This window comes from Sorangium sp. So ce426, assembly GCF_051475585.1.
In the GTDB taxonomy this organism is placed as follows: Bacteria; Myxococcota_A; Polyangia; order Polyangiales; family Polyangiaceae; genus Sorangium; species Sorangium cellulosum_B.
The window spans coordinates 1,996,288-2,018,646 of sequence record NZ_CP150341.1 but is presented as its reverse complement, the minus strand read 5'-3'; the positions used below and the strand labels follow the sequence as shown (position 1 = coordinate 2,018,646).

Annotated in this window: 19 protein-coding genes; 11 read left to right on the top strand and 8 right to left on the bottom strand. The window is 71.1% G+C overall.

The window, feature by feature from the left end:
- Positions 1-23: 23 nt before the first annotated feature.
- The 8 genes from WMF44_RS07615 to WMF44_RS07580 all read right to left on the bottom strand — a co-directional run bounded on the left by WMF44_RS07615 (position 24) and on the right by WMF44_RS07580 (position 10,480).
- A complete protein-coding gene (locus WMF44_RS07615; RefSeq protein WP_437298460.1) occupies positions 24-1,232 on the bottom strand; it encodes a PAS domain-containing protein in 1,209 nt (402 codons plus the stop codon).
- Between the two features lie 226 nt (positions 1,233-1,458).
- Positions 1,459-2,565, bottom strand: a complete 1,107-nt coding sequence (locus WMF44_RS07610) for a substrate-binding domain-containing protein (protein ID WP_437298459.1) — start codon at positions 2,563-2,565, stop codon at positions 1,459-1,461.
- A gap of 124 nt (positions 2,566-2,689) precedes the next feature.
- Positions 2,690-3,967, bottom strand: a complete 1,278-nt coding sequence (locus WMF44_RS07605) for a PAS domain-containing protein (protein WP_437298458.1) — start codon at positions 3,965-3,967, stop codon at positions 2,690-2,692.
- Positions 3,968-4,486: 519 nt separating this feature from the next.
- A complete protein-coding gene (locus WMF44_RS07600; protein WP_437298457.1) occupies positions 4,487-4,840 on the bottom strand; it encodes a hypothetical protein in 354 nt (117 codons plus the stop codon).
- Positions 4,837-7,266, bottom strand: coding sequence for a TonB-dependent receptor plug domain-containing protein (locus WMF44_RS07595; protein WP_437298456.1), 2,430 nt, complete (start codon positions 7,264-7,266; stop codon positions 4,837-4,839). Before WMF44_RS07595 ends, WMF44_RS07600 begins: the two co-directional genes overlap by 4 nt.
- 1 nt (position 7,267) lies before the next feature.
- Positions 7,268-7,843 carry a YfiR family protein gene (locus WMF44_RS07590; RefSeq protein ID WP_437298455.1) on the bottom strand — a complete coding sequence of 192 codons (576 nt, stop codon included), beginning with the start codon at positions 7,841-7,843 and terminating at the stop codon, positions 7,268-7,270.
- Entirely contained in the window at positions 7,840-8,250 is a 411-nt protein-coding gene (locus WMF44_RS07585) for a response regulator (protein WP_437298454.1), read from the bottom strand. Before WMF44_RS07585 ends, WMF44_RS07590 begins: the two co-directional genes overlap by 4 nt.
- Positions 8,251-8,254: 4 nt before the next feature.
- Positions 8,255-10,480, bottom strand: a complete 2,226-nt coding sequence (locus WMF44_RS07580; protein ID WP_437298453.1) for a HAMP domain-containing protein — start codon at positions 10,478-10,480, stop codon at positions 8,255-8,257.
- Between the two features lie 246 nt (positions 10,481-10,726).
- Here WMF44_RS07580 and WMF44_RS07575 point away from each other — a divergent pair, with 246 nt between their 5' ends.
- From WMF44_RS07575 to WMF44_RS07525, 11 genes are all read left to right on the top strand, one after another.
- A complete protein-coding gene (locus tag WMF44_RS07575) occupies positions 10,727-11,572 on the top strand; it encodes a PPK2 family polyphosphate kinase (RefSeq protein WP_437298452.1) in 846 nt (281 codons plus the stop codon).
- A gap of 211 nt (positions 11,573-11,783) precedes the next feature.
- Complete coding sequence (locus WMF44_RS07570; protein WP_437298451.1) at positions 11,784-12,353, top strand: RDD family protein; 570 nt, start codon at positions 11,784-11,786, stop codon at positions 12,351-12,353.
- A gap of 16 nt (positions 12,354-12,369) precedes the next feature.
- Positions 12,370-13,230, top strand: coding sequence for an RDD family protein (locus WMF44_RS07565; protein ID WP_437298450.1), 861 nt, complete (start codon positions 12,370-12,372; stop codon positions 13,228-13,230).
- A complete protein-coding gene (locus tag WMF44_RS07560) occupies positions 13,227-14,207 on the top strand; it encodes a stage II sporulation protein M (RefSeq protein WP_437298449.1) in 981 nt (326 codons plus the stop codon). The genes WMF44_RS07565 and WMF44_RS07560 overlap by 4 nt, the downstream gene beginning before the upstream one ends.
- Positions 14,204-15,001, top strand: a complete 798-nt coding sequence (locus WMF44_RS07555) for a hypothetical protein (protein ID WP_437298448.1) — start codon at positions 14,204-14,206, stop codon at positions 14,999-15,001. Before WMF44_RS07560 ends, WMF44_RS07555 begins: the two co-directional genes overlap by 4 nt.
- Complete coding sequence (locus WMF44_RS07550) at positions 14,998-17,067, top strand: DUF4350 domain-containing protein (RefSeq protein ID WP_437298447.1); 2,070 nt, start codon at positions 14,998-15,000, stop codon at positions 17,065-17,067. The genes WMF44_RS07555 and WMF44_RS07550 overlap by 4 nt, the downstream gene beginning before the upstream one ends.
- The gene (locus WMF44_RS07545; protein ID WP_437298446.1) at positions 17,064-18,029 is read left to right on the top strand and encodes an AAA family ATPase; all 966 of its coding nucleotides are present in this window, start codon (positions 17,064-17,066) and stop codon (positions 18,027-18,029) included. Before WMF44_RS07550 ends, WMF44_RS07545 begins: the two co-directional genes overlap by 4 nt.
- Before the next feature lie 5 nt (positions 18,030-18,034).
- A complete protein-coding gene (locus WMF44_RS07540; RefSeq protein WP_437298445.1) occupies positions 18,035-19,330 on the top strand; it encodes a DUF58 domain-containing protein in 1,296 nt (431 codons plus the stop codon).
- Positions 19,331-19,479: 149 nt separating this feature from the next.
- Positions 19,480-21,048: an AbgT family transporter gene (locus tag WMF44_RS07535; RefSeq protein ID WP_437298444.1), complete on the top strand. Its 1,569-nt coding sequence runs from the start codon at positions 19,480-19,482 to the stop codon at positions 21,046-21,048.
- A gap of 71 nt (positions 21,049-21,119) precedes the next feature.
- On the top strand, positions 21,120-21,743 hold the full coding sequence (locus WMF44_RS07530) for a sugar O-acetyltransferase (protein WP_437298443.1): 624 nt from the start codon (positions 21,120-21,122) through the stop codon (positions 21,741-21,743).
- A 10-nt stretch (positions 21,744-21,753) separates the two neighbouring features.
- On the top strand, positions 21,754-22,329 hold the full coding sequence (locus tag WMF44_RS07525; protein WP_437298442.1) for a TetR/AcrR family transcriptional regulator: 576 nt from the start codon (positions 21,754-21,756) through the stop codon (positions 22,327-22,329).
- The last annotated feature ends 30 nt before the right edge of the window (positions 22,330-22,359 follow it).

The window sequence follows — 22,359 nt, the reverse complement described above, 5'->3', positions numbered from 1 at the left end:
TGGTGGCGAGGGGCGCCGTGCTGTCACGTTCGCTTCAGCGCGTACGCGATGCCGCCCCGCAGCGTCCCCGCCGTGACCAGGCCCCGCAGGTCGACGTCGAGCTCGATGAGCGTCCGCGCGATCGCCGGCTGGATGCCGGTGAGCACCACCTGCGCGCCGAGCAGCCCCACCGCGCGCGCGGACTGCACGAGCATCTCGGCCACCTGGACGTCCACCGCCTTGACACCGGTGATATCGATGATCGCGATGCGGGCCGAGTGCCTCTCCACCCCCTCCAGCAGCGTCTCGATGATCCGGCTCGCCCGCGCGCCGTCGAAGAACCCGATGAGTGGCATCACGAGCACCCCTTCGGCGATCGGCAACAGCGGCGTCACCAGCTCCCGTATCGTGTCCTGCTGCGCCGCGATCAGCTCGTCCCGCGCAGCCTCCCGCTCGCGCTCCGCCGCCTTGACACGCGTGATGTCGACAGAGATGCCGGCGACCGCGCCCTCCGGGATGCCCTCACCCCAGACAGGGAACTTGATCGAGTAGAACGTCTTCTCGCCTCGGGCGTCAGGGACGGGATCCTCGGCCTCGAACGGGGCGCCGTTCCTGCGCACCAGGTCATCGACGTCTTTGTAAATGGACGCAACTTCCGATGGAAAGAAGTCGCTGTCGGTCTTTCCGAGCATGCTGCCCGGGGTCGCCCCGACGAGCGCCTCCACCGAGCGGCTCACCAGGAGAAAGGCGCCTTCCCCGTCCTTTGCATACATGAGGACCGGCGCGTGATCACAGAACGTCGCGAGCAGCGCCTCGCTCCTGTGGAGGCGCTGCTCGCCGCGCTTTCGCGCTGTCACGTCCTCGGCCGACAGGAAGATCTCCCGCGCACCTCCATCCTCGCTGCGCGCGAAGACCTCCGCGCGCACCGCGAAGACGCGCTCGTCTCCCTCGCGGCCTCGCGCCCGGAGCTCCCCCTCGATCACCTCGCCGTCCCGCGCCCCCTTCAGCCGCTCCGCGCTCGCGGCGAGGCCGGCCATGTCGTCCGGGTGGATCCGATCCGAGAGCGCCTCGACGCCGCGTGTCGAGAGCTCTTCGCCCGAACAGCCGAGCGAACGGGCGAGGGCAGCGTTGTGCGCGATGAGCCGCCGCTCGTCGAGGCCCACGACACACAGGATAACCGGCGCCGCGTCGAGCATCTTCTGGGCTCGCGCGCTGAGCGCGTCCTGCTGCTCCTTGGCCCTGGTCTCGTTCATCGCGGCAGGCCTCTCCTCATGGCGGCTCCTTCCAGGCCCGGCGGCGGACGCGCGGACCAGAGCTCGACCATGATAGCCACGGCGCGCGCGCGGCGAAACCGAAGACGCGGCGCCGCCTGCCGGTCGCGGCCGGCCGGCGCGGCGCCGCGGGCTAGCTTACCCCGCGCAAGCGACGATCGTGGCGCGCGTCACGCAATGCAGCCTACCGCGCTGAGCAACGCGGGGCTCAGGGGAGCAAGCTGCACTTCGACAGGGGCGTCCGGTAGTCCATCGCCTGGGTGTTGCGCTCGAACTCCTCCAGGTTGTTCGGACAGACGACGTACCAGCCAGCGTCGGTGAAGGCGCTCACTTGACGGTCGGTGGTGGCCAGATCGTACGCGAGCATGACGGTATCGTAGCCCCAGCCGAACAGCTTCTGGCCGAGGAGCACGTCCACGTACCCCGCGCGCATGCGATCCATGTACTCCGGCAGCGTGTCGAACGCCACCGAGTGGATGGTCTTCTCCTTCGCTCTCGCGGTGAGCGTCTTCGCGTTCGCCGCGAGGTCGGGCTCGCCGAGGAGCTTGCTGTAGGAGAAGAAGAAGCCCGTGATCTCCGGGTCTTCATCCAGGGCCTCATTCGCGGTACGCGCGCAGAAAGGATCCGCGTAGTCGCAGCACACGCAAGGGAGGCTCACGACGTTCGTCATGTCCGGGTACTTCTTCAGCGCCTCGGAGAAGCCGGCGAGCCGGTCGATGAACGTCCCCGCGGGGGTGGGGGTGTAGCCGCCGTCAGCGTCCTCATCCATCATCGTCTGATAGGCGATCTTGCCGGTCTTCCCGTTGATGGTCGCGAGCGCATCCATGAGGAACGCGGCGGCGGCCTTGTTGTCCATGCCGTAGTACGTGTGGCGCTTGCTGGCCGGAGCGTCGCCGCCGTACGTGACGACCTTGATGCCGGCGTCCACCGCCTTGTTGATGAGGTCGTTCTCGCATTCCCCGCTGAAGACATCGACGGAGATCGCATCCACCTTCATGTCGATGACCTCTTGCAGCACGTCCATCTGCGGCCGGGCGAGGTAACAGGCGTCGTCGGGGTCCAGCGGCCTGCCGTCGTCCGTGAGCTCCGGACATTCAGGGTCCAGGATCATCACGTTGACCGGCCGCGCGCTCGTCGTCGACAGCTCGCTCTGCGCCTGCGCGGCGCCCGCGCGACCCAGATCGTGGAACCGATTGCACTTGCTGTGGGTGATGTAAGCGATGGTCAGCGGCGCTTCCGCCGTGCTCTCGCTCGAGCTGCAGGCGAGCACGCTGGTCGCCAGAAGGATGCCCCCCAAAACGGCGCGATGGACCATGAATCCCCTCCTCTTCTCGATATTGCTCGACCCGTTTCACCGTCCCCTGACGGCTCAGCACGGCTGTGCGCGCGCCGACATCCGGGACCACGCTGCGATGGCGCGCGCTCGGCGCGCCCCGCCCTCATTCACGGCGCACGTGGCGCTCCTGTCCACCGCGCGCTTGCCCGACCGGGTACGCATACGCGATGCCGCTCCGCAGCGTCCCCGCCGTGACCAGGCCCCGCAGGTCGACGTCGAGCTCGATGAGCGTCCGCGCGATCGCCGGCTGGATGCCGGTGAGCACCACCTGCGCGCCGAGCAGCCCGACCGCGCGCGCGGACTGCACGAGCATCTCCGCCACCTGGACGTCCACCGCCTTGACACCGGTGATATCGATGATCGCGATGCGGGCCGAGTGCCTCTCCACCCCCTCCAGCAGCGTCTCGATGATCCGGCTCGCCCGCGCGCCGTCGAAGAACCCGATGAGCGGCATCACGAGCACCCCCTCGGCGATCGGCAACAGCGGCGTCACCAGCTCACGTATCGTGTCCTGCTGCGCCGCGAGCAGCTCGTCCCGCGCCGCCTCCCGCTCGCGCTCCGCCGCCTTGACCCGCGTGATGTCGACAGAGAACCCGGCGACCGCGCCCTCCGGGACGCCCTCGCCGCGGAGGGGGAACTTGATCGTGTACAGGGTCCGATCGCCCTGGGCCTGCGGGACGATCTCCTCGGCCTCGAACGGAGCGCCGTTCCTGCGCACCAGGTCGTCGACGTCTTTGTAAATAGAAGCAACCTCCGGCGGACAGAAGTCGCCATCGGTCTTTCCGAGCATGCTGCCCGGGGTCGCCCCGACGAGATCCTCCATCGAGCGGCTCGCCAGGAGGAAGGCGCCGTCACGGTCCTTCGCGTACATGAAGACAGGGGCGCGGTCGCAGAGCGCCGCGAGCAGCGCGTCTCTCCTGCGGCCGCCCTGCTCGCGGCGCCTTCGCGCTGTCACGTCCTCGGCGAAGACGAGGATTTCGCGCACGGCGCCGTCGTCCCCTCGCGTGAAGACCTCCGCGCGCACGGCGAAGAGTCGCTCCTCTTGCCCTCCCTCGATGGTCCGCGCCCGCAGCTCGCCTTCGACGACCCCGCCGTCGCGCGCCGCGGCGAGCTCGGCCGCGCGCGCGGCGAGGCCGGCGAGATCGTCGGGGTGAATGCGCGCCGAGAGCGCCTCGACGCCCCGCGAGAGGAGCTCTTCTCCCGTGCAGCCGAGCGCCCGGACGAGCGCGGCGTTGTGCCCGGTGAGCCGCGGTCCCGCGAGGTCCAGGACACACACGATCACCGGCAAAGCGTCGAGTATCCGCTGGGCTCGCGAGATCGTCGCGCCCTGCGTCCGGCTGGCCTCGGTCTCGTTCATCGCGGGCGTCACAGGAACTTCCATCGAGCGCTTTCTGCCCGGTCAGGGCAAGCGGCCGCACTTCGGAGGCGTCCGATCGTCCTGAATGCCATCAGACAGATCTCGATAGCGCACGATCCCCCTCCATGATGGCGCTACAACGGCCTAGAGCGACAAACGGGGTTGAAGCCGCATGCAGAACGGCAAGGAGTTGAACCGCCAAGGCGCCAGAAGACGCCAAGAAAAACATAAAATCTTGGCGTCTCTTGGCGTCTCTTGGCGTCTCTTGGCGTCCCTTGACGCCTTGGCGGTTCACTTCTCTGGTTCCAGCCTGATCGGCGCTCCAGCTCGACTTCATTATTACGACTAAGTGAAACAAAATCGACTGTCAATGCTTTTTCCGTCCTCGTTCATCACGATGCCGACCGTGGCAGTTCCAGCAGGAGAGCATGCCAGTCACCGGTAGGGTACCGTCGGAGATGACTCCACGGTGGACCATTCGGCCCCTCATCTGGCGGACAGGCTGACGCAATCGAGCGTCATGGAGCGAGAGAGCGCCCGCGATCACAGCCCTACGCCGCCCGCGCCGCCCGCGCCGCCTGAGCCGCCCGCGCCGCCTGAGCCGCCCGCGCCGCCCGAGCCGCCGTCACCGCCTGCGCCGCCTCCGCCATCGGCGCTCGCGCCGGCGCCGCCTACGGCATCGGCGCTCGCGCCGCCTCCGCCAGCCCCGACGGCCGCGGCGGCCCCGCTCGCCCGAGAAGAGCTGGCAGAGACGCCCGTGTCGAAGCAGTTCGGGTTGTCGTCCTCGACGAAGCAGCCCACCTCGATGGGGTGGCCGACCTCGACGCAGCCCCCCGAAAGGAGGCCTGTCGTGGCCGACAAGCGGAGGAGGAGCGCGGGAAAACGTGTGCTCTTCACGGTGAAGCTCCGTGGCTCGCGCGCCCGACGGTCGCGATGGAGGAGGGCCTGGCCGCCGCGGCCGGGCTGCCCGCGGCGGCGTCGTCGTCGAGGTGGAGCTCGATCCCGGCGAAGAGCGTGAGGCGGTTCTTCAACGCGAAATCCGCGGTGGGGCCGCTCTCGACGAGGTAACGCGGCTGCCCCTGGCTCGGCCCGACGACGTAGGGCTCATGGGCGGAGAACGCGTACTGCCCGCCGAGCGTGTACCCGGCGCCCTTCACCCCGGGTATCGCGCCCGTCACCGCCGCGCGGAGCTCGAGCTGCGGCGGCACCTCGGGGCGAGGGGCGATGTTCGACGGATCGCCGCCATAGTACGCCTGGTCGGCGATCCGCCGGCCCATGTAGGCGGCCGCCAGGGACACGGCGCCAGCGCCGACCTCGTACGATACGCGGGCGTTGCCGTACACCTGCGGCGCGACCGTGATGGGGACGTCGTCGCCGGTGCCGAACCGCGCGTTCCGGGCGATCTGCTCGGCGGACATGCGCCGTCGCGTCGCGGCGAACGTGGAGTTCACGCCGACGCGCAGCCTCCGCTCGAGGAAGCTCGTCTCGAAGCCGAGGTTCGCGCCGTAGTTCTCGATGCCTGGCACGTTGTTGTACCTCGAGACGCTGGGCGCCTTCGCCCGGAGGAGCTGGAGCTCGATGACGTCCTTCCAGTCCGAGTAGAAGCCGCCGGCCGTGAAGGAGTACGCGCCGCTCCGGAACGACGAGACCGCCTCCAGGGAGGAGACCTTCTCCGGCTTGAGGCCGTCCGGGTTCGGCAGGAGCCTGCCGCTCACGGTGTAGAGCTCGACGAAGCTGGGGGCGCGGAACGCGCTCGAATAGATGAGCTTGAGCGACACGCGCTCGTCCGGCGTGAGGATCAGCGCGGCGCGCGGCGAGATCGCGTTCGCCACGTACTCGAGCGGGATACGCGAGTCGAGGTCGACCCGGATCCCGGCGTTGAGCGAGAGGGGCCGGAACAGGCGGAGCGTCTGCTGCACATAGGCCCCGAGCGCGGCCTCGTCCTCGAGACGGTGTCCGCCGCCGTGCCAGCGCGTGCGCTCCGGGTCGGAGCCATAACTCTTCCCCGTGAGCTCGTCGAACGCGACGAACTCGTAGGCCGACGTGCGGAGGCGCCCATCGAGGCCCGCCATGGTCGTGGAGGCGCCGTCGCCTGCCCAGTCGTACCGCGCCTGGAGCTCCAGCCCGACCCAGCGGGAGACGAACAGCGCGTCCTTCCGGCAGGGACCGGACGGGCCGCGCGGGCACTGCTCCGGATCGAGCACGTCGAGCGGGACGTTCGGCACGAGCGGGTCATGGCCCACCACGTGGCGCGAGCGCTCGATCCGGCTGAACCCGAAGTACCCGCGCGCCACGCCCTCGATCCGCTCGCTCAGGCGGGCGCGATAACGCACGCTGGTCAGGACGAGCGACTGCGTGTTGTCGTTGCGGGCGTCGTCATAGGCCCCGACGCGGTTCTCGTGGAGATCCATGAAGGGCGCGGCCCACGACGAGCGCGTCGCCTGCGCGACGGCGCTCAGGTCGCCGACGTCGAGGCGCACGAAGGCGCCTGCCTTGCGGCGAAACCACTGCTCTTCCACCGGGCCACCCCAGAAGCCGGGCTCGGCGTGCGAGCCGAGATCCATGACGGACACGCCGTCCGCCAGGACCGGGAGCGGTTGCTTCGGGAAGCTCACCTCGGGCCCCTCGAAGCGGTGCACGTCGACCGCCGCCACAACGCCCGCGGGCTGCCCGCGCAGCGTGAAGCGGCGCCCGAACCCGAGCGCCGCCGTGCCCTCGCCCCCGATGCCCTCGACGGTAGGCGCCCGGATGGCGCCCGATTCGTCGAGCGGCGGCGACGCCCCGAGGGTCAGGGAGGCGCGGATGCCCTGGTGATCGGCGGCCTTCTTCGTGACGACGTTGATGACCCCCAGCATGGCCTGCGCGCCGTAGAGCACGGAGCCAGGGCCGAGGACCACCTCGATATGGTCGACGATCTCGATCGGGATATCGTGCAGGAAGACGGCGCCGCCGCCCTGCTCGTTCACGACCATGCCGTCGAGCACGATCAGCACGTGGCTGTTCGAGTCCCGGGTCAGGGCGACCCCGCGCGCGCCGACCTCCGGGACCGACATGCGGTCGTTCGCGAAGACGCCGCTCGCGAGGAAGGTGAGCGCGTCGGCGAGGCGCCGTATGCCGAAGAGCTTGAGCTGCGCGCCCGTGATCACCGACGACATGGCGGGCGCGTCGCTCTCGCGCTCCGCGGAGCGCGAGGCGCCGGACACGACGTTCTCTTCGAGGATCTCGAGGAGCGAGCTGACGTCCTCGGCCCGCGCCTCGCGCGGGGCGGCGGTCGACCACGCGAGCGACGCGGCGCAGATCAGTGCGAGACGGGTCGAGCTCACGTCAATAGATCCTTGCCAGTTTGAGGATGGGAGCGGGGAAGTCGATGTGCTGGGCCCGGGCCTGCGCGAGGTTGATGCTCATGCGCGGCTTGCCGTCCGCGACGTCGACGCCGAGCACGGCCCCCTGCGAGACATAGGGCTCCACGGCCGCGAAGCTCAGGATGCCCGTGTCCGTGAGCGCGCCGCGTATCGCGGCGACCTCCCTGCCGAGCCCCGAGGAGATGTACACGACGTTGATGTCGCGCGCGCGGCACGCCGCGGCGAGCTCGGACGCGCTCGAGTACTCGGCGCTCTCCACGCGGATCGGCTTGTCACGCACCTTGCCGATGTCGTTCAGCGCCCTCCTCATCTGGAGCGCGGCGCTCGCCGAGTCCGCGTCGCCGGCCCGAGAGAGCAGGAGGAAAGAGACCTGTCCCTTCACCCGCTCTGGAAAGCCCCTGTCGTACGGCAGGATGCGCGTGACGATCTCCGCTTGCACGGCGAAGGGCGCCGTCGCCGGCTCCGCCATGACATGGAATGGGGCGAGGGCGGCCGCGACGAAGAGGCCGAGCACGAGGGCGCGCCGGCGAGGCGTCATGTCTTGCGTTCCTTGCCGCGCGACAGGCCGGCGAGCTTGCGGATGCGGAGCGCCGCTTGCACCTGCGGCGTGAGGGCGAGCAGATCGCCTTTCCTGCTGAAGACGCCGTCGAAGCCGAGCTCCGCGTACCGCGCTCCGGCCTCGGCGTCCGTCGTGTAGAGGTAGAAGAGCGGCGGCCTCTCGCCCTCGGGCACCGCGGCCTTGAGCGAGCGGAGGACGGCGGCGCCGTCGAGGCCCGGCATGAAGAAGTCGACGATGACGAGATCGCAGCCGCGCAGGTGGCGGGCCGTGCCGACGAGCTGCGTCGTCGTGACCACCTCGTAGCCGGCGCTCGACAGCTCGACGCGGATCCGCATCAGCACGATCTCGCTGTCATCGATCACCAGGATGCGTCCGCCGTGTGACATCGGGTCATTCTCCGTTGCTGAGAGGGGCAGCCTGGGGGCGGATCACGAACGCCGCGCCGGTCCGGCGCGACGCGTCCACCTCGATGAGCCAGCCGACCGAGAGGAGATCGGCGCGGACCGCGGAGAGGCCGATGCCGCGGCCCGCGAGGTCGCTCACGTCGCCCTTCGTGCTCACGCCGGGGGTGAACAGGAGCTCGCGCGTCCGGCGCAGATCCTTCGGATCGACGCCGGCGCTCGTCGCGAGGGCGTCGAAGTCGATGCCCTGACCGTCGTCCTCGACGAGGAGGGTGGGCAGCGGCCGGTCCTCGATGCAGCTGGCGCGGATCACGCCGACCTCGGGCTTGCCCGTCCGGGCGCGCGCGTCGGGGGGCTCGATTCCATGGGCGATCGCGTTCCGCACGAGGTGGAGGAACACGCCCGGCAGCAAGCGCGCGAGATCCGGAGGAATGGAGGCCTCGCGGCCGTCGATCTCGAGGCGGGCGCGCTTGCCCTCCCGCTCGGCCCAGCGGGGGACGCGCTCGAGGAGCGGCGCGAGCACCTCGCCGAACGGCCGGGCCGCGAGGCGGCGGACGATCTCGGCGGCCTCGCCGCCCTGCGGGCCGACGAGCTCGCCGAGGCGGGTGACGTCCGTGCGGCGGACCGTGATCTGGTCGAGGATCGCGCTGCCCACGGGCGAGGCGTCGACGAACGTCTCCTGAGCGCGCGTGAGCTCGTCCGCGACGCGGGTGAGCCGCGAGCGCCACGACGCCGCGTGCCCCTCGACCGAGGGCCTGTCCTCCGAGCGCGCGCGCGCCTGGACCCTGGAGAGCTCGTCCTCGAGCGTCATGATCTCGTCCGCGAGGCGCTCCAGGTCGAACGACCGGGCCTCGCCCTTCATGGTGTGCAGCTGCTGCAAGAGCTCGTCGATGTCCGCGGGGCAGAGCTCCCCGCCGGGCCTCAGGATCTCGCTGCACCGGGCCACGCGCTCGCGCGAGATCTCGATGAAGCGGACGAAGACCTGGCCGCCGCCGGCGATGAGGCGGCGCATGGCGGCGATCTGGCGCGCGTGCTCCTCGTCCTTCGTCTTGACGCTCTCCGCGAGGCGCCTGAGCTCGGTCTGGTCGGTCGCGAGCAGCATGATGCGCGCGATCTTCCGGCCGGAGACGATGGGGCAGAGCTCGATCCGCAAGAACCTCCGGTCGCCCGGCGCGCGCTCGAACCACACCTCGCGCGGGGCGAGCTCGGCGACCTCCGGGAAGGCGTCGACGTCGGCGTCGAACGCCGCGTCGACCCATTGCCGGAGCGCCTGGCTCTCGACGCAGAGCGGCCCGCCGCTGTAGAGGAGCTCCGCGACGTGGTTGCCCTCCGCGGCGCGGTCGCCGAAGATCTGCCTGGCTTCTCTCGAGGCCTCGCTGCCCAGCCGGCCGTCGGGGCCGAAGGCCACGATGGCCTCGCGCATGTTGTCGAAGAGCTCCCGGAGGCTCTCCGTGGCCATCTCGAGCTTGCCCTCGCGCTCGAGGATGGCAGAGCTCATCGCGTTGAAGACGTCGGCGAGCCGGCCGAGCTCGTCGTTCGTGCGGACGTTCACGCGAACGGCGCGGTCCCCTTCCCCGACGCGCCGCGCGGCGTCGACGAGCCGCGAGAGCGGACGCACGATCTGCCACCTCGCGAACGCGAGGAGCAGGAAGGCCGTCATCGCGCCGACGATGCCCGCGAACTCGAGGATGTTGCGGCGGGCCGCGGCGAACGCGGCGTTCTCGGGCTCGAGGGAGAAGACGAGGACGAGCGTCCCGAGGCGCCTCCCGTCGTCGCGCACGATCGGGCGGGCGACGCGTATCTCGCGCTCCAGGACCTGGTTCTCGGCGCCGCGCGCGGTGAACGCCGACAGGCCGCCTTCCGGCTGACCGATCTTGGCGACGGGCTCGGCGTCGCTGCCCCACGCGACCGCGGCGATGAGCGCGCGGTTCGACCGGAGCTGGTCGAGGTCGCCCTGCGCCGTGTCCCGATCGCCGAAATCGAGCGGCGCGGTCAGGGAGCCCGAGAGCAGATCCGCCATCATCGACGCGGCGTTCGCCTTCGCCGACACGAGGTCATCTCGTGTCTTCTGGATCACCTGATTGGCGACCAGCACGGTGACGCTGGTGAGGACCACCACGGTCGCTGCGGCGAGCTTGACGCCGATGCCGAGGTGAACGCCGGAGCGCCGCCGGTGAGCCGTTGGGGGCCGAGAGACAGGGGCAGAGACCAGCATCAGGCGCTCGGGGCGGCACGCCGTATCCGAGCCAAGGAATGGTCGAATCCAAGAGCGTGCGTCATCCGCGCCCCCCCTCCACGGCAGAGGCTTCGCCAGGCGCACCATCGGAAGCACCCGAGGGACGAGGACAGGCGCATGGCGATGCCCTTCCGACCTCGACGGTACGTAGTTCATTTCATTTCTGCAACAGGATTTTCCGGTCCCGGCGACGGTGCCCCTACGCGATCGTGTAGGCTCGCGGACATGCCCATCACGCGACTCACGAAGCCTGATTCGAAGTTTCGCCTCGATGACGTCTCGACCGATCCTCCTCGGGGCGCGACGAAGCAGGGGGCGGCGGAGCGGCTGAAGGAGCTCGGCGAAGAGCTGCTCGAGCTGCAGGAGCTGATGTGGGGGGCGAGGACGCACAGCATCCTCATCGTCCTTCAGGGCCGCGACGCGGCCGGCAAGGACGGGGCGATCAAGAACGTCGTCGGCGCGCTGAACCCGCGCGGCGTCACGGTGAGCTCGTTCGGCGTCCCCACGAAGGAGGAGCGAGAGCACGACTTCTTGTGGCGTATCCACCGGCAGGCGCCGCGCGCGGGGGAGTTCGCCATCTTCAACCGCTCTCATTACGAGGATGTGCTCGTCGTGCGCGTGCACGACCTCGCGCCCAAGTCGCTGTGGGGGGAGCGCTACGGTCACATCAACGACTTCGAGGAGCTGCTCGCCGAGCACGGGACCATCGTGCTCAAGTTCTTCCTGCACATCAGCAAGAAGGAGCAGGAGGAGCGGCTGCTGGAGCGCGAGGAGAACCCGTCGACCGCGTGGAAGCTCAACGTGAACGACTGGAAAGAGCGGGAGCACTGGGACGAGTACACCGAGGCTTACGACGAGGTCTTCCGGCGCTGCTCGTCCAAGCACGCGCCCTGGTGCATCGTGCCGGCCGACGCGAAGTGGTACCGCAACCTCGTCGTCGCCGAGACCGTGGCGGAGACGATGCGGGACTACCGCGATGGCTGGCTGAAGACGCTCGAGCGGAACGGGAAGGCAGGCCGCGAGGAGCTCGACGAGTACCGGAGGTCGCGGGGCGGGCGGAACAAGGGGTGAGCGCGCCCGAGCGATAGCCGCCCTGACCAGGCGCAGAGCGCAAGTCGCGCGCCGCGGCCTGCGTGGGCTCCCGGTGCCATGGCACGGAGCTCCACGCGAGGGATTCCGTGGTTGCATGAACCATGGATGTCCCCAGCCGGCAGGGCCGAGCGCCTCGGCCGATTGACGCGCTGTCGCTCGGGTGATGCAATTCGGACGAGGAGGAGGGGGCATGCAGCTCGACGATCCCAGGCACGAGTACAACCCGTACGCTGCACCCACGACCGACGACGCGCGCTCCTATGCCGAGGACGAGCCGGACGAGCACGTCCTCGCCGAGCGCGGCACGCGGTTCGGCGCGCGGATCCTCGACAACCTGCTGCTCGTCGGCTCGGCGATCCCCGTCATGATCCTCTTCATCGGCACCGACGCGCTCGATGGCGCCGCGGCGGACGAGTGGAAGCTCTACCTGATCATCGGCGCCGGCGCGCTCCTCGGCCCGCTCCCGCTCGTCATCTACCAGTGGTACCTCATCGCCACGCGCGGGCAGACGCTCGGGAAGAAGTGGACGAAGATCAAGATCATCAAGACGGACGGCTCGCGCGTCGACTTCGTGTCCGGCGTCATCGTCCGCAACTGGGTCCTCGCGCTCTTCGGCCTCGTCCCCGCCGTCGGCCAGGCGCTCAGCACGATCGTCAACCTGGTCGACGCCCTCATGATCTTCAGCGATGATCGCCGCTGCCTGCACGATCGCATCGCCGGCACCAAGGTCGTCGTCGCCCCGCCCAAGGCGGGCTCCTGATCGCCCTCCTCGCCGCATGATCCACCGCGAGACGCTCCGCGAACCGCTCGACACGAGCGCCGAGATCGAGACGCCGGAGCACGTGCGGTTCCGCCATCAGATCGCGGGCCCCGCGCGGCGCGCGCTCGCGTACCTCATCGATCTGGTGGTGCGCGGCGTCATCGTCTTCGCGGTCGGGATGCTCGCCGCGATCGGCGGCGTCGCCGTGGGGCCGGCGCTGCGCGGCGCGTCGACGGGCTTCGTGCTGCTGGTCCTCTTCGCGATCGAGTGGGGGTATTATGTCTTCTTCGAGACCCTCTGGAGCGGCTGCACGCCCGGCAAGCGCGCCCTCTCGCTGCGCGTCGTCACCGACGGCGGCCAGCCGCTCCGCTTCGGGGACAGCCTGCTGCGCAACCTGCTGCGCGCCGCGGATCTCCTCCCCCCGTTCATCGATCCGCTCTCGTTCCTCGGCACGTACGCGGTCGGCCTCGCCGTCATGGGCCGTGATCCGCGCTTCCGCCGCCTCGGCGATCTCGTGGGCGGCACCCTCGTGATCGTCGAGGCGCGCCACACGGTCGCCGGCCCGCTCGTCCTCCGACCCGCGCCGAGCCCCGCGGAGCTCTCGAGCCTGCCCGCGCGCCTCCCGCTCTCCGGCGAGGAGCTCGACGCCATCGAGCTCTTCCTCCGCCGCCTCGACCGCCTCTCGCCCGCGCGCGCGAGCGAGCTCGCGGAGATGACCGCGCCCGTGTTCGCGCGGCGCATGGGCGTCCGCTACAAGGACGCCACGCGCTTCCTCGGCGTCCTCCACCACCGCGCGCACGCGCACCGCGGCGGCCAGGAGGGGGCCGAGAGCGGCCCAAAGCCCCGCCGCAAGCGCAAGAAGGAGGTGAGCGCGTGATCGGCGCCCGCTCCCAGGACGAGTTCGTCGCGGCCCGCAGGCCGGACTGGCAGGAGCTCGATCGCCTCCTGGTCGACGACAGCGGCTCGCTCGCGAAGAAGGACGGCGCCGCCATCTCGCGCCTCGCCGCGCTCTACCGCTCGCTCTGCACCGATCTGATGCGCGCGCGCGCGGCGCGCTACACGCCCGATCTCACCGCGTACCTCGACGCGCTCGCCGCGCGCGCGCACGCGACGCTCTACGGCGCGGAGCCCTTCCGCCTCCCCGACGTCGTCTCCTTCTTCACCCGCGATTTCCCGCGCGCGTTGCGCGACAACGGCCGCTTCTTCGCGATCGCGTGCGCGCTCTTCTTCCTCCCCTCGCTCGTCGGCATCGCGGGCGCGCTCGCCTCCGACGAGTTCGCCACCCACGTGCTCCCGGGCCCGGTGCTCCAGGCCATGGCCCAGATGTACAGCGAGGGCCTGAGCGGGCGCGACGCGGGCACCGACACGGGCATGGCGGGGTTCTACGTCTTCAACAACGTCGGCATCGCCTTCCGCTGCTTCGCCACCGGCGTGCTCTTCGGCGCGGGCAGCATCTTCTTCCTCATCTACAACGGCCTCTTCACCGGCACCGTCGTCGGCCACGTGATGAGCGTGGGCCACGGCGGCAACATCTGGACGTTCATGTGCAGCCACGCGCCCTTCGAGCTCACCGCGATCGTGATCGCCGGCGGCGCGGGGCTCGAGATGGGCTACGCGCTCGTCGAGACGCGCGGCCGCACGCGCGTCGGCTCGCTGCGCCGCGCGGCGCCGTCGATCGTGCGCCAGATCCTCGGCGCGGCGGCGATGCTGCTGATCGCCGCGGGGATCGAGGGCTTCTGGTCCCCCTCGGGGCTCCCCCCGCCGGTGAAGTGGGCGGCCTCGGGCGTCTTCTCGCTGCTCATCGTCCTCTACCTGGCGCTCGCGGGTCGCCCCGCGAAGGAGGCCTCGCGATGAACCTCGGCGCCTCCGCGATCGTGCTGCGCCCGCGCCCGCTCTCCGAGATCCTCGATCTCGCCTGCCGCCTCTGCATGTCGCTCGCGCTCGGCCTCTACGCGCGGCTCTCGGCGATCCTCTTCCTCCCGATGCTCGCCGGCTGCCTCGCGCTGCGGCACGCGGCGGGCTGGTCGTGGCTCGCGGTGTGGGGCGTCGCGATCGCGCTCGGCGGCGTCGCGCAGGGCGTGTTCACCGTCGCGGTGGGGCGCCTGCTCTTCTCGGAGGAGCTCAGCGCGGGCCAGGTGCTCCGCCTGTTCAGGGCGCGCCTCTCGTCGTACCTGGGGATGCTCTTCCTGAGCCGCCTCCTGCTCGCCGCGGCAGCGCTCCCGATGCTCCTCGGCCTCCCCCTCGCCTGGCCGCGCCTCGTCTTCGTGCACGAGGCCAGCTTGCTCGAGGCCGCGCGCGCCGGCGACGCCATCCAGCGCAGCAGCCGCTTCGTCACCGGCCGCGTCGCCGCGGTCCTCGGCGCGCTGATCGCGCTGCTCCTCGCGCAGGCCGGCATCGCGCTCACGGCGGAGCTGCTCGGCCAGTCGCTCGTCGACGCGATCCTCCAGCTCGGCAAGCCGTTCGGCGCGCTCCTCGACGACGGCGGCTCGCCCTTCGCGCTCGCGGGCTTCTTCGCCGGCATCCCGTACGTCGCGACCGCGCGCTTCCTCCACTACATCGACGCGCGCACGCGCGCCGACGGCTGGGACATCCAGCTCCGCTTCCTCGCGATCGCCGCGCGCGAAGGCGAGAAGAGGGCCGCCGCGTGAGCCGCCGCGCGCGCCTCTTCGCCGCCCTCGTCGCGCTCTCCGCTGGCGCGCCGCTCGCGCGAGACGCCCGGGCGGAGGACGAGGAAAAGAACGTTCACTTCAGCGTGCGCGACGTCCTCGAGGACGATCGCTACCGCTTCTGCCACGAGGACGACTACCCGCTCACCCCCGAGGAGCACGCGTGGTGCCCGATCATCGCCGGATCGAGCGACGTGTGCCCGGAGCTCCCCGCCGCGTGCACGCTGCCCCCGGTCGAGCTCTCGCGATCGGCCGTGTCCGGCCGCGGCGGCCGCGGCGCGTCCGGCAAACCTCGCGCGGGCGGCGCGCCGACCGATCGCGGCCCGACGGAGGACGAGCGCCGCCGCCCCTGGCCCGAGATGCGCGTCGATCTCTCGGGGATGAGCTTCTTCGCGTCGGTGCTCTTCATCGGCCTGCTCGTCGTCTTCTTCGGGGGGGTGATCCACGCGCTGCTGAAGAACCTGCTCCGCGATCGCGCGCCCGCCGAAGAGGCCAAGGAGGAGAGGGCGCCCGCGCGCGGCCCCACGCTCGAGGAGACGGCGAGGCGCGAGGTCGAGACCGACGTGCAGCGCCTGCTCGCGCGCGCGCGCAGCCACGCGGCCCGCGGCGACCACGCGCGCGCGATCGACGACGCGTACGCCGCGCTCCTTCGCCGCCTCGACGGGGATGGTCTCATCGAGATCCACCCCTCTCGCACCAACGGCGACTACGTGCGCAGCCTGCGCGATCGGCCCGATCTCAAGGGCGCGATGCGATCGATCGTGCGCGACGTGGAGGGCGTGCAGTTCGGCGTCACGCCGCCCTCCGAGCCGATCTTCCGCGCGGTGATGGACCGCGTCGTCCCGCTCGTGAGCCGCGCGCTCGCGCTCGCGCTCGTCGTCTTCGGCCTCTCCGCCGCGCTCTCCTGTACGCCGCACGCCGGCGGCGGCGACGAGGGCGGCGGCGATCGGTCGCCCTCGGGCACCCAGGCGGTGCTCGAGGTGCTCAAGGAGCAGGGCTTCAAGGCGCGGCGCCGCGGCGAGGCGCTCGCGGCGCCCGATCGCGCGCTCGCGCTGGTGGTGCTGCCGGGCGCGACGATCGACGACGCCACGTGGAAGGACCTGTTCGCGTGGGTGAGCGACAAGGGCGGCACGCTCTTCCTCGCCGGGCTCCCGCGCCTGCCCGACGAGGTCGAGCTCGGCCTGCGCGTGGCCCAGGACGCCGAGACGTCGACGGCGCTCGCCGCGGACTGGTCGCGCGGGCTCCGCGCCTCGCTCCCGCCCGGCAAGCGCCTCGTCGAGGCGAACGGCGACGAGCCCGAAGACCTCTACATGATCCTCCGGGGCGAATCGTCCTCGACCGCGGGCGTCGTCCGCCGCCTCGGCGAGGGCAAGGTCGTCGTCATCGCGGACGATCGCCTCGTGTCGAACGTCTCGCTCGCGGCCCCCGACAACGCGCAGCTCTTCCTCGATCTGCTCCGGTTCGCGCCGTACGCGACCGAGGTCGAGATCGTCGACGAGTGGACGGGCGTCGGCGCCGAGACGCCCTTCGAGGCCGTGCGCGAGGCGAACCTCTGGCCCGTGATCGCGCAGCTCTTCCTGCTCCTCGCGCTGCTCTACCTCTGGAAGGGCAGCGCCTTCGCGCGCCTCCGCGATCCGCCCGCCGCGGGTCGCCGCGCCTTCGCCGATCACGCCCGCGCGCTCGGCCTCGCCTACCGGCGCGCGCGCGCCTCGCGCCACGCCGCGGGCCTTTACGCGAGCTGGGCGCTCGATCGTCTGCGCGAGCGCGTGCACCGCTCCGGCCGGCGGGGCCTCATCCCGCTCGCCGAGGCGATCGCCGCGCGCACCGGCCGCCCCGAGGCCGAGGTGATGCGCGTGCTGGTCGAGGCCTCCGGCGCCCGCGAGGACGCCGCGCCCGCCTCGTCGCTCCGCGCGCCCGAGAGCGCGCGCGGCGCGCGGCCGTCGCCTCGCGCGCGCGACGGCGCCGCCGCCGATCTCGAGCTCGTGCGCGAGCTCCAGGGCTTCCTCGACGCGACCGGTCAGCGAACCTCCGACCGAAAGACGACATGAACCCGATTGAATTCCGCGATCGCTTCGATCTCCTCCGCCGCGAGGCCGGCAAGGTGCTCCTCGGCCAGGACGATCTCATCCTGCACACGCTCGTCGCCGTCCTCGCCGGCGGTCACGTGCTCATCGAGGGCGTGCCCGGCCTCGGCAAGACGCTGCTCGTGCGCACCCTCGCGCACGTGCTCGGCGCCACCTTCAAGCGCATCCAGTTCACGCCCGATCTGATGCCGAGCGACGTCACCGGCGGCAACGTCTTCAACCAGAAGGAAGACCGCTTCGTCTTCCACGAGGGGCCGATCTTCACGCAGCTCCTCCTCGCCGACGAGATCAACCGCGCGCCGGCCAAGACGCAGAGCGCGCTGCTCGAGGCGATGCAGGATCTCGCGGTCACCTCCGACGGCATCACGCGCGCGCTGCCGGATCCGTTCTTCGTCATCGCCACGCAGAACCCCATCGAGTCGCAGGGCACCTACCCGCTCCCCGAGGCGCAGCTCGATCGCTTCTTGATCCAGGTCAACGTCAAGCACCCCTCGCAGGCGGTCGAGCGGCTGATCCTCAAGAACCACGTCAACGGCTTCCACGCGGCGCGCCTCGATCGCTTCGAGATCCAGCGCGTCGCCACCGCCGCCGAGCTCGTCGAGATGCGCGAGGGGCTCGCGCGGATCCGCGTGGACGACGGCATCATCGAGTACATCGCCGACATCGTCGGCCGGAGCCGCGTGCACCGCTCGGTCTACCTCGGCGCCTCGCCGCGCGCGTCGATCGGCCTGCTCGCGGTCGCGCGCGCCATGGCCGCGAGCGAGGGCCGCGAGTACGTCATCCCCGACGACGTGAAGGCGCTCGCGCCCGCGATCCTGCGCCACCGGCTCATCCTGCACCCCGACGCCGAGATCGAGGGCGTGAGCGCCGACGACTGCGTCGACGACATCCTCCGCGAGGCCAAGGTGCCGAAGACGGCGGCCTGAGCGCGATGATCCCCTCGCGCGCCCTCGTCCTGCTCGCGATCGTGCCCCTCGGGCTCGCGGTGGCGACGCTCGTCGATCGCACGCTGCTCCTGCCCATGCTCGCCGCGGACGCGGGCATTGCGCTCTGGGCCGCGATCGACGCGCTCCTCGCGCGGAGGCCGCTGGTGACGGTGAAGCGCCACGCCCCCGCGGTGCTCTCCATCGGGCGCCCGAACCTGATCACGCTCGAGATCCGCTCGCTCTCGCGCCGCAAGCTCTCGATCGAGGTCGCCGACGATCTCTTCGATCACGCCGAGAGCGACGACCTGCCGGTGAAGCTCGAGCTCCCGCCCAGGGAGCGCGCGACGGCCCGCTACCACGTGCGCCCCACCCGCCGCGGCGCGCACACGATCGGCGATCACCACGTGCGCTACCTCTCCCCGTTCGGCCTCTGGATCCGGCAGGTCACGGTGCCGGCCGAGACGCAGGTCAAGGTGTACCCCGACGTGCAGGCCGTGCGCACCTTCGAGCTCATGGCGCGCCAGGATCGCGATCCGTCGGCGCTGCGCGCCTCGCGCAAGCGCGGCGGCGAGAGCGAGTTCGAGCGCCTGCGCGAGTACCGCCGCGGCGACGAGTTCCGCTCCATCGACTGGAAGGCGACGGCGCGGCAGAAGAAGATCATCAGCCGCGAGTACCAGCTCGAGAGCAACCAGAACCTCCTCTTCCTCCTCGACGCGGGCCGCCTGATGACCGCGCAGACGCAGGGGCTCTCGCTCTTCGATCACGCGCTCAACGCGAGCTTGATGCTCTCGCACGTCGCCGCGCGCGGCGGCGACCGCGTGGGCCTGCTCGCCTTCGCCGACGGCATCAAGAGCTACGCGCCCCCGGTGAGCGGCGCGGGCGCGGCCAAGCACGTGCTCTCCGCGGGTTATGACCTCTACCCCGAGCTCGTCGAGACCAACTACGGCTCCGCGTTCCAGCACGTGGGCCTGCGCGTGCGCAAGCGGAGCCTGATCGTGCTCTTCACGCAGGTCGTCGACGACGTCGCCGCGAGCGAGCTGCTCCGCCTGATGCGCGGGGTGATGCCGCGCCACCTGCCGCTCATGGTGCTGCTGCGGGACGTGGAGATCGACGCGCTGGTCGAGGGCGGCGACGCCGACCCTTACACGCGCGGCGCCGCCGCCGAGCTCTCGAGCTTCCGCGACCGGCTCGTGCGCGACCTCAAGAACCACGGCGCGCTGGTGCTCGACGTCGCGCCCGGCCAGCTCACCGGGCAGCTCATCAACCGGTATCTCGAGATCAAAGCGCGCCATTTGCTCTGATCTGCGCGGCGGCCCTGGCGCCCATTGCTGCTCCAGCAGCAATCGGTGCTGATCCATTGCTCCTGCACAAGCACACCGGCGCCGGCCCGGGCAGCCGATCACGGTTCAGCGCGTCACGCTCCGCGGGGTGATCGCTCTAAGATGAGCGCATGTCCAGCGAGCAACCCGAGCAGTCCCTTCCCCCGCCCCGCGCCGAGCTCCGCGGGGCGAGCCGCCTCCTCGACGCGCTGGAGCGCGCAGGCAACAAGCTGCCTGATCCCGCGGTGCTCTTCGTCCTGCTGGCCGCGGTGGTCGTGGTCCTCTCCGCCGCGCTCGCGACGCTCCAGTTCAGCGAGATCGACCCGCGCACGAAGCAGCCGCTCGTGGTCCACAGCCAGCTCTCGGGCAAGGCGATCACCGAGTTCCTCTCGACGATGGTGCAGACCTTCACGAGCTTCCCGCCGCTCGGCGTGGTGCTCGTGGCCCTGCTCGGGGTCGGCATCGCCGAGCGCTCGGGGTTCATCAACGCCGGCCTGAAGAAGGTCCTCGCTGTCACGCCGAGGGCGCTGCTCACGCCGATGCTGATCCTCGTGGCCATCGCGAGCCACACAGCGGCGGACGCGGGGTACGTGCTCGTCATCCCGCTCGGCGGCGTGATCTTCCAGGCCGCCGGCCGGCACCCGCTCGCGGGCATCTCCGCGGCGTTCGCGGGCGTGTCGGGCGGCTTCAGCGCGAACTTCATCCCGTCGAGCCTCGACCCGCTGCTGCAGGGCCTCACGCAGGCCGGCGCGAACATCCTCGACCCGAAGCGCACCGTGAACCCGCTGTGCAACTGGTTCTTCTGCAGCGCCTCCTGCCTCGTGATCGTCGCGGTCGGCTGGTACATCACCGACCGCGTGATCGAGCCGCGCCTCGCCCGGACGCCCGTCGACGCCGCGCCCGAGGCGGAGCAGCGCATGACGGCGGCGCTCGCGCCGCGCGAGGCGCGCGCGCTCTGGCTGGCCCTCGCGTCGATGGCGGCCAGCGTCGCGCTGCTGGTCGCGGCGAGCGCGCCGGCCTCGTCGCCGCTGCGCGCGCCGAGCGGGCAGCTCACGGTCAGCGGCGCGCCGCTGATGGGCTCGATCGTGCCGCTCATCTTCCTCTTCTTCCTCGTCCCGGGGCTCGTCTACGGCTACGCGGCCGGCACGTTCAAGAGCCACCGCGACGTCATCGACGGCATGAGCAAGACGATGAGCACGATGGCCTATTACCTGGTCATGGCCTTCTTCGCCGCGCAGTTCATCTTTCTCTTCAACCGCTCGAACCTCGGCGCGCTCCTCGCGCTGAAGGGCGCCGCGGGGCTGCAGGCGATGGCGCTCCCGAGCGGGGTGACCATCGTGGGCGTCATCCTGCTCACGGCGACCATCAACCTCCTCATCGGGTCCGCGTCGGCGAAATGGGCGCTGCTCGCCCCGATCCTCGTGCCCATGCTCATGTCGCTCGGCATCTCGCCGGAGCTCACGCAGGCGACGTACCGGATCGGGGACTCGACGACGAACATCATCTCGCCGCTGATGGTGTATTTCCCGCTCGTCGTGGTCTTCTGCCAGAAGTACGTGAAGGGCACGGGGATCGGCACGCTCGTCGCGCTGATGGTGCCTTACTCGGTGACCTTCCTCGTCGCCTGGACGCTGTTCCTCCTCGCGTACTGGCAGCTCGGGCTCCCGCTCGGCCTGGACGCGCCCTACGTCTACCCCTGAGACTGGACCTCTCCGGGGCGGCCGCGCGCGAGCCCGCCCTGCCCGTTCCCATGCAGTGTACACTCGTCCATATGTCGACCCCGCACGATCCCCGGTCCATGCGCGAGCGGATGCTCGCTGGCGACCTCTACATCGCCGACGATCCCGAGATCGCCGAGCAGAGCGCGGCTGCGCTCGACCTCATGGCGGCGTACAACGCGACGTCGCCACGGCAGCGCCCGCTGCGCCGCCGCTTGCTGGAGCAGCTGCTCGGCGCGATCGGCGAGGGCACCGAGATCCGCCCGCCGTTCTACGTGGACTACGGCTCGCGCATCACCTTCGGGGCACGCTGCTTCGCGAACTTCGGGCTTGTCGCGCTCGACGTCGCGCCGATCACGATCGGCGACGACGTGCAGTTCGGCCCGAACGTGCAGCTGCTCACGCCGACCCACCCGGTGGAGCCCGAGCCTCGGCGGCAGAAATGGGAGGCGGCGAAGCCCATCACGATCGGGAACAACGTGTGGCTCGGCGGCGGCGCCATCGTGCTTCCGGGGGTGACGATCGGCGACAACACGGTGGTCGGCGCGGGCTCCGTCGTGACGCGCGACCTGCCGGCCAACGTGGTCGCGGTCGGGAACCCCGCCCGCGTGATCCGCGCGCTCGACGTCGCGCACGCCGCGGGGGCCGCGCAGGCGCCGGGCGAGGCGCGAGGGTGACGGAGGCGCGATGAGCGCCGCCAGGGCGAGGCGCGCCGCCCCCGCGCGGCGGGCCCGCCGCCACGACCCAGGGCGCCGGGAGCGGCTCCTTTCGACCGCGCTCGACGTGATCGCCGAGCAGGGCGTCGCCGGCGCGTCCCACCGCGCGATCGCCCGGGCCGCCGACGTGCCGCTCGGCTCGACCACGTACCACTTCGCCTCGATCGACGAGCTGCTCGCCGCGGCGTTCACCCGGCACGCGGACGGCGTGGCCACCCGCTTCGAGGAGCAGATGCGCGCCGCGTGTAACCGCGAGGCCGCGGTCGAGCTCCTCGTCGAGCACCTCACCACGGCCCTGCTCGGCTCGGAGCGCGACCTGGTGCTCAGCGTCGAGCTCTACGTCGCCGCCGCCCGGAGGCCCGCGCTGCGCGCCGTCACCCAGGCCTGGATGCTGCGGAGCCGGCGCGCGCTGGAGCTCCACTTCGACCCGGTGACCGCGCGGGAGCTCGACGCGCTGGTCGAGGGCCTCGTGCTGCACAGCGCCCTGTCGACGGATCCCATGGCGCCCGAGCAGATCCGGCACGCCATCCGCCGCTTCACCCGCTGAGCGCCCGCAGGAGATCGCCCGGCAGGGGCG

Coding starts and splice junctions, on each gene's coding strand:
- WMF44_RS07615 (WP_437298460.1), bottom strand. CDS start 1,232: ATGAACGAGACCAGGGCCAAGGAGCAGCAGGACGCGCTCAGCGCGCGA.
- WMF44_RS07610 (WP_437298459.1), bottom strand. CDS start 2,565: ATGGTCCATCGCGCCGTTTTGGGGGGCATCCTTCTGGCGACCAGCGTG.
- WMF44_RS07605 (WP_437298458.1), bottom strand. CDS start 3,967: ATGGAAGTTCCTGTGACGCCCGCGATGAACGAGACCGAGGCCAGCCGG.
- WMF44_RS07590 (WP_437298455.1), bottom strand. CDS start 7,843: ATGACGCCTCGCCGGCGCGCCCTCGTGCTCGGCCTCTTCGTCGCGGCC.
- WMF44_RS07585 (WP_437298454.1), bottom strand. CDS start 8,250: ATGTCACACGGCGGACGCATCCTGGTGATCGATGACAGCGAGATCGTG.
- WMF44_RS07580 (WP_437298453.1), bottom strand. CDS start 10,480: ATGCTGGTCTCTGCCCCTGTCTCTCGGCCCCCAACGGCTCACCGGCGG.
- WMF44_RS07575 (WP_437298452.1), top strand. CDS start 10,727: ATGCCCATCACGCGACTCACGAAGCCTGATTCGAAGTTTCGCCTCGAT.
- WMF44_RS07570 (WP_437298451.1), top strand. CDS start 11,784: ATGCAGCTCGACGATCCCAGGCACGAGTACAACCCGTACGCTGCACCC.
- WMF44_RS07565 (WP_437298450.1), top strand. CDS start 12,370: ATGATCCACCGCGAGACGCTCCGCGAACCGCTCGACACGAGCGCCGAG.
- WMF44_RS07555 (WP_437298448.1), top strand. CDS start 14,204: ATGAACCTCGGCGCCTCCGCGATCGTGCTGCGCCCGCGCCCGCTCTCC.
- WMF44_RS07545 (WP_437298446.1), top strand. CDS start 17,064: ATGAACCCGATTGAATTCCGCGATCGCTTCGATCTCCTCCGCCGCGAG.
- WMF44_RS07540 (WP_437298445.1), top strand. CDS start 18,035: ATGATCCCCTCGCGCGCCCTCGTCCTGCTCGCGATCGTGCCCCTCGGG.
- WMF44_RS07535 (WP_437298444.1), top strand. CDS start 19,480: ATGTCCAGCGAGCAACCCGAGCAGTCCCTTCCCCCGCCCCGCGCCGAG.
- WMF44_RS07530 (WP_437298443.1), top strand. CDS start 21,120: ATGTCGACCCCGCACGATCCCCGGTCCATGCGCGAGCGGATGCTCGCT.
- WMF44_RS07525 (WP_437298442.1), top strand. CDS start 21,754: ATGAGCGCCGCCAGGGCGAGGCGCGCCGCCCCCGCGCGGCGGGCCCGC.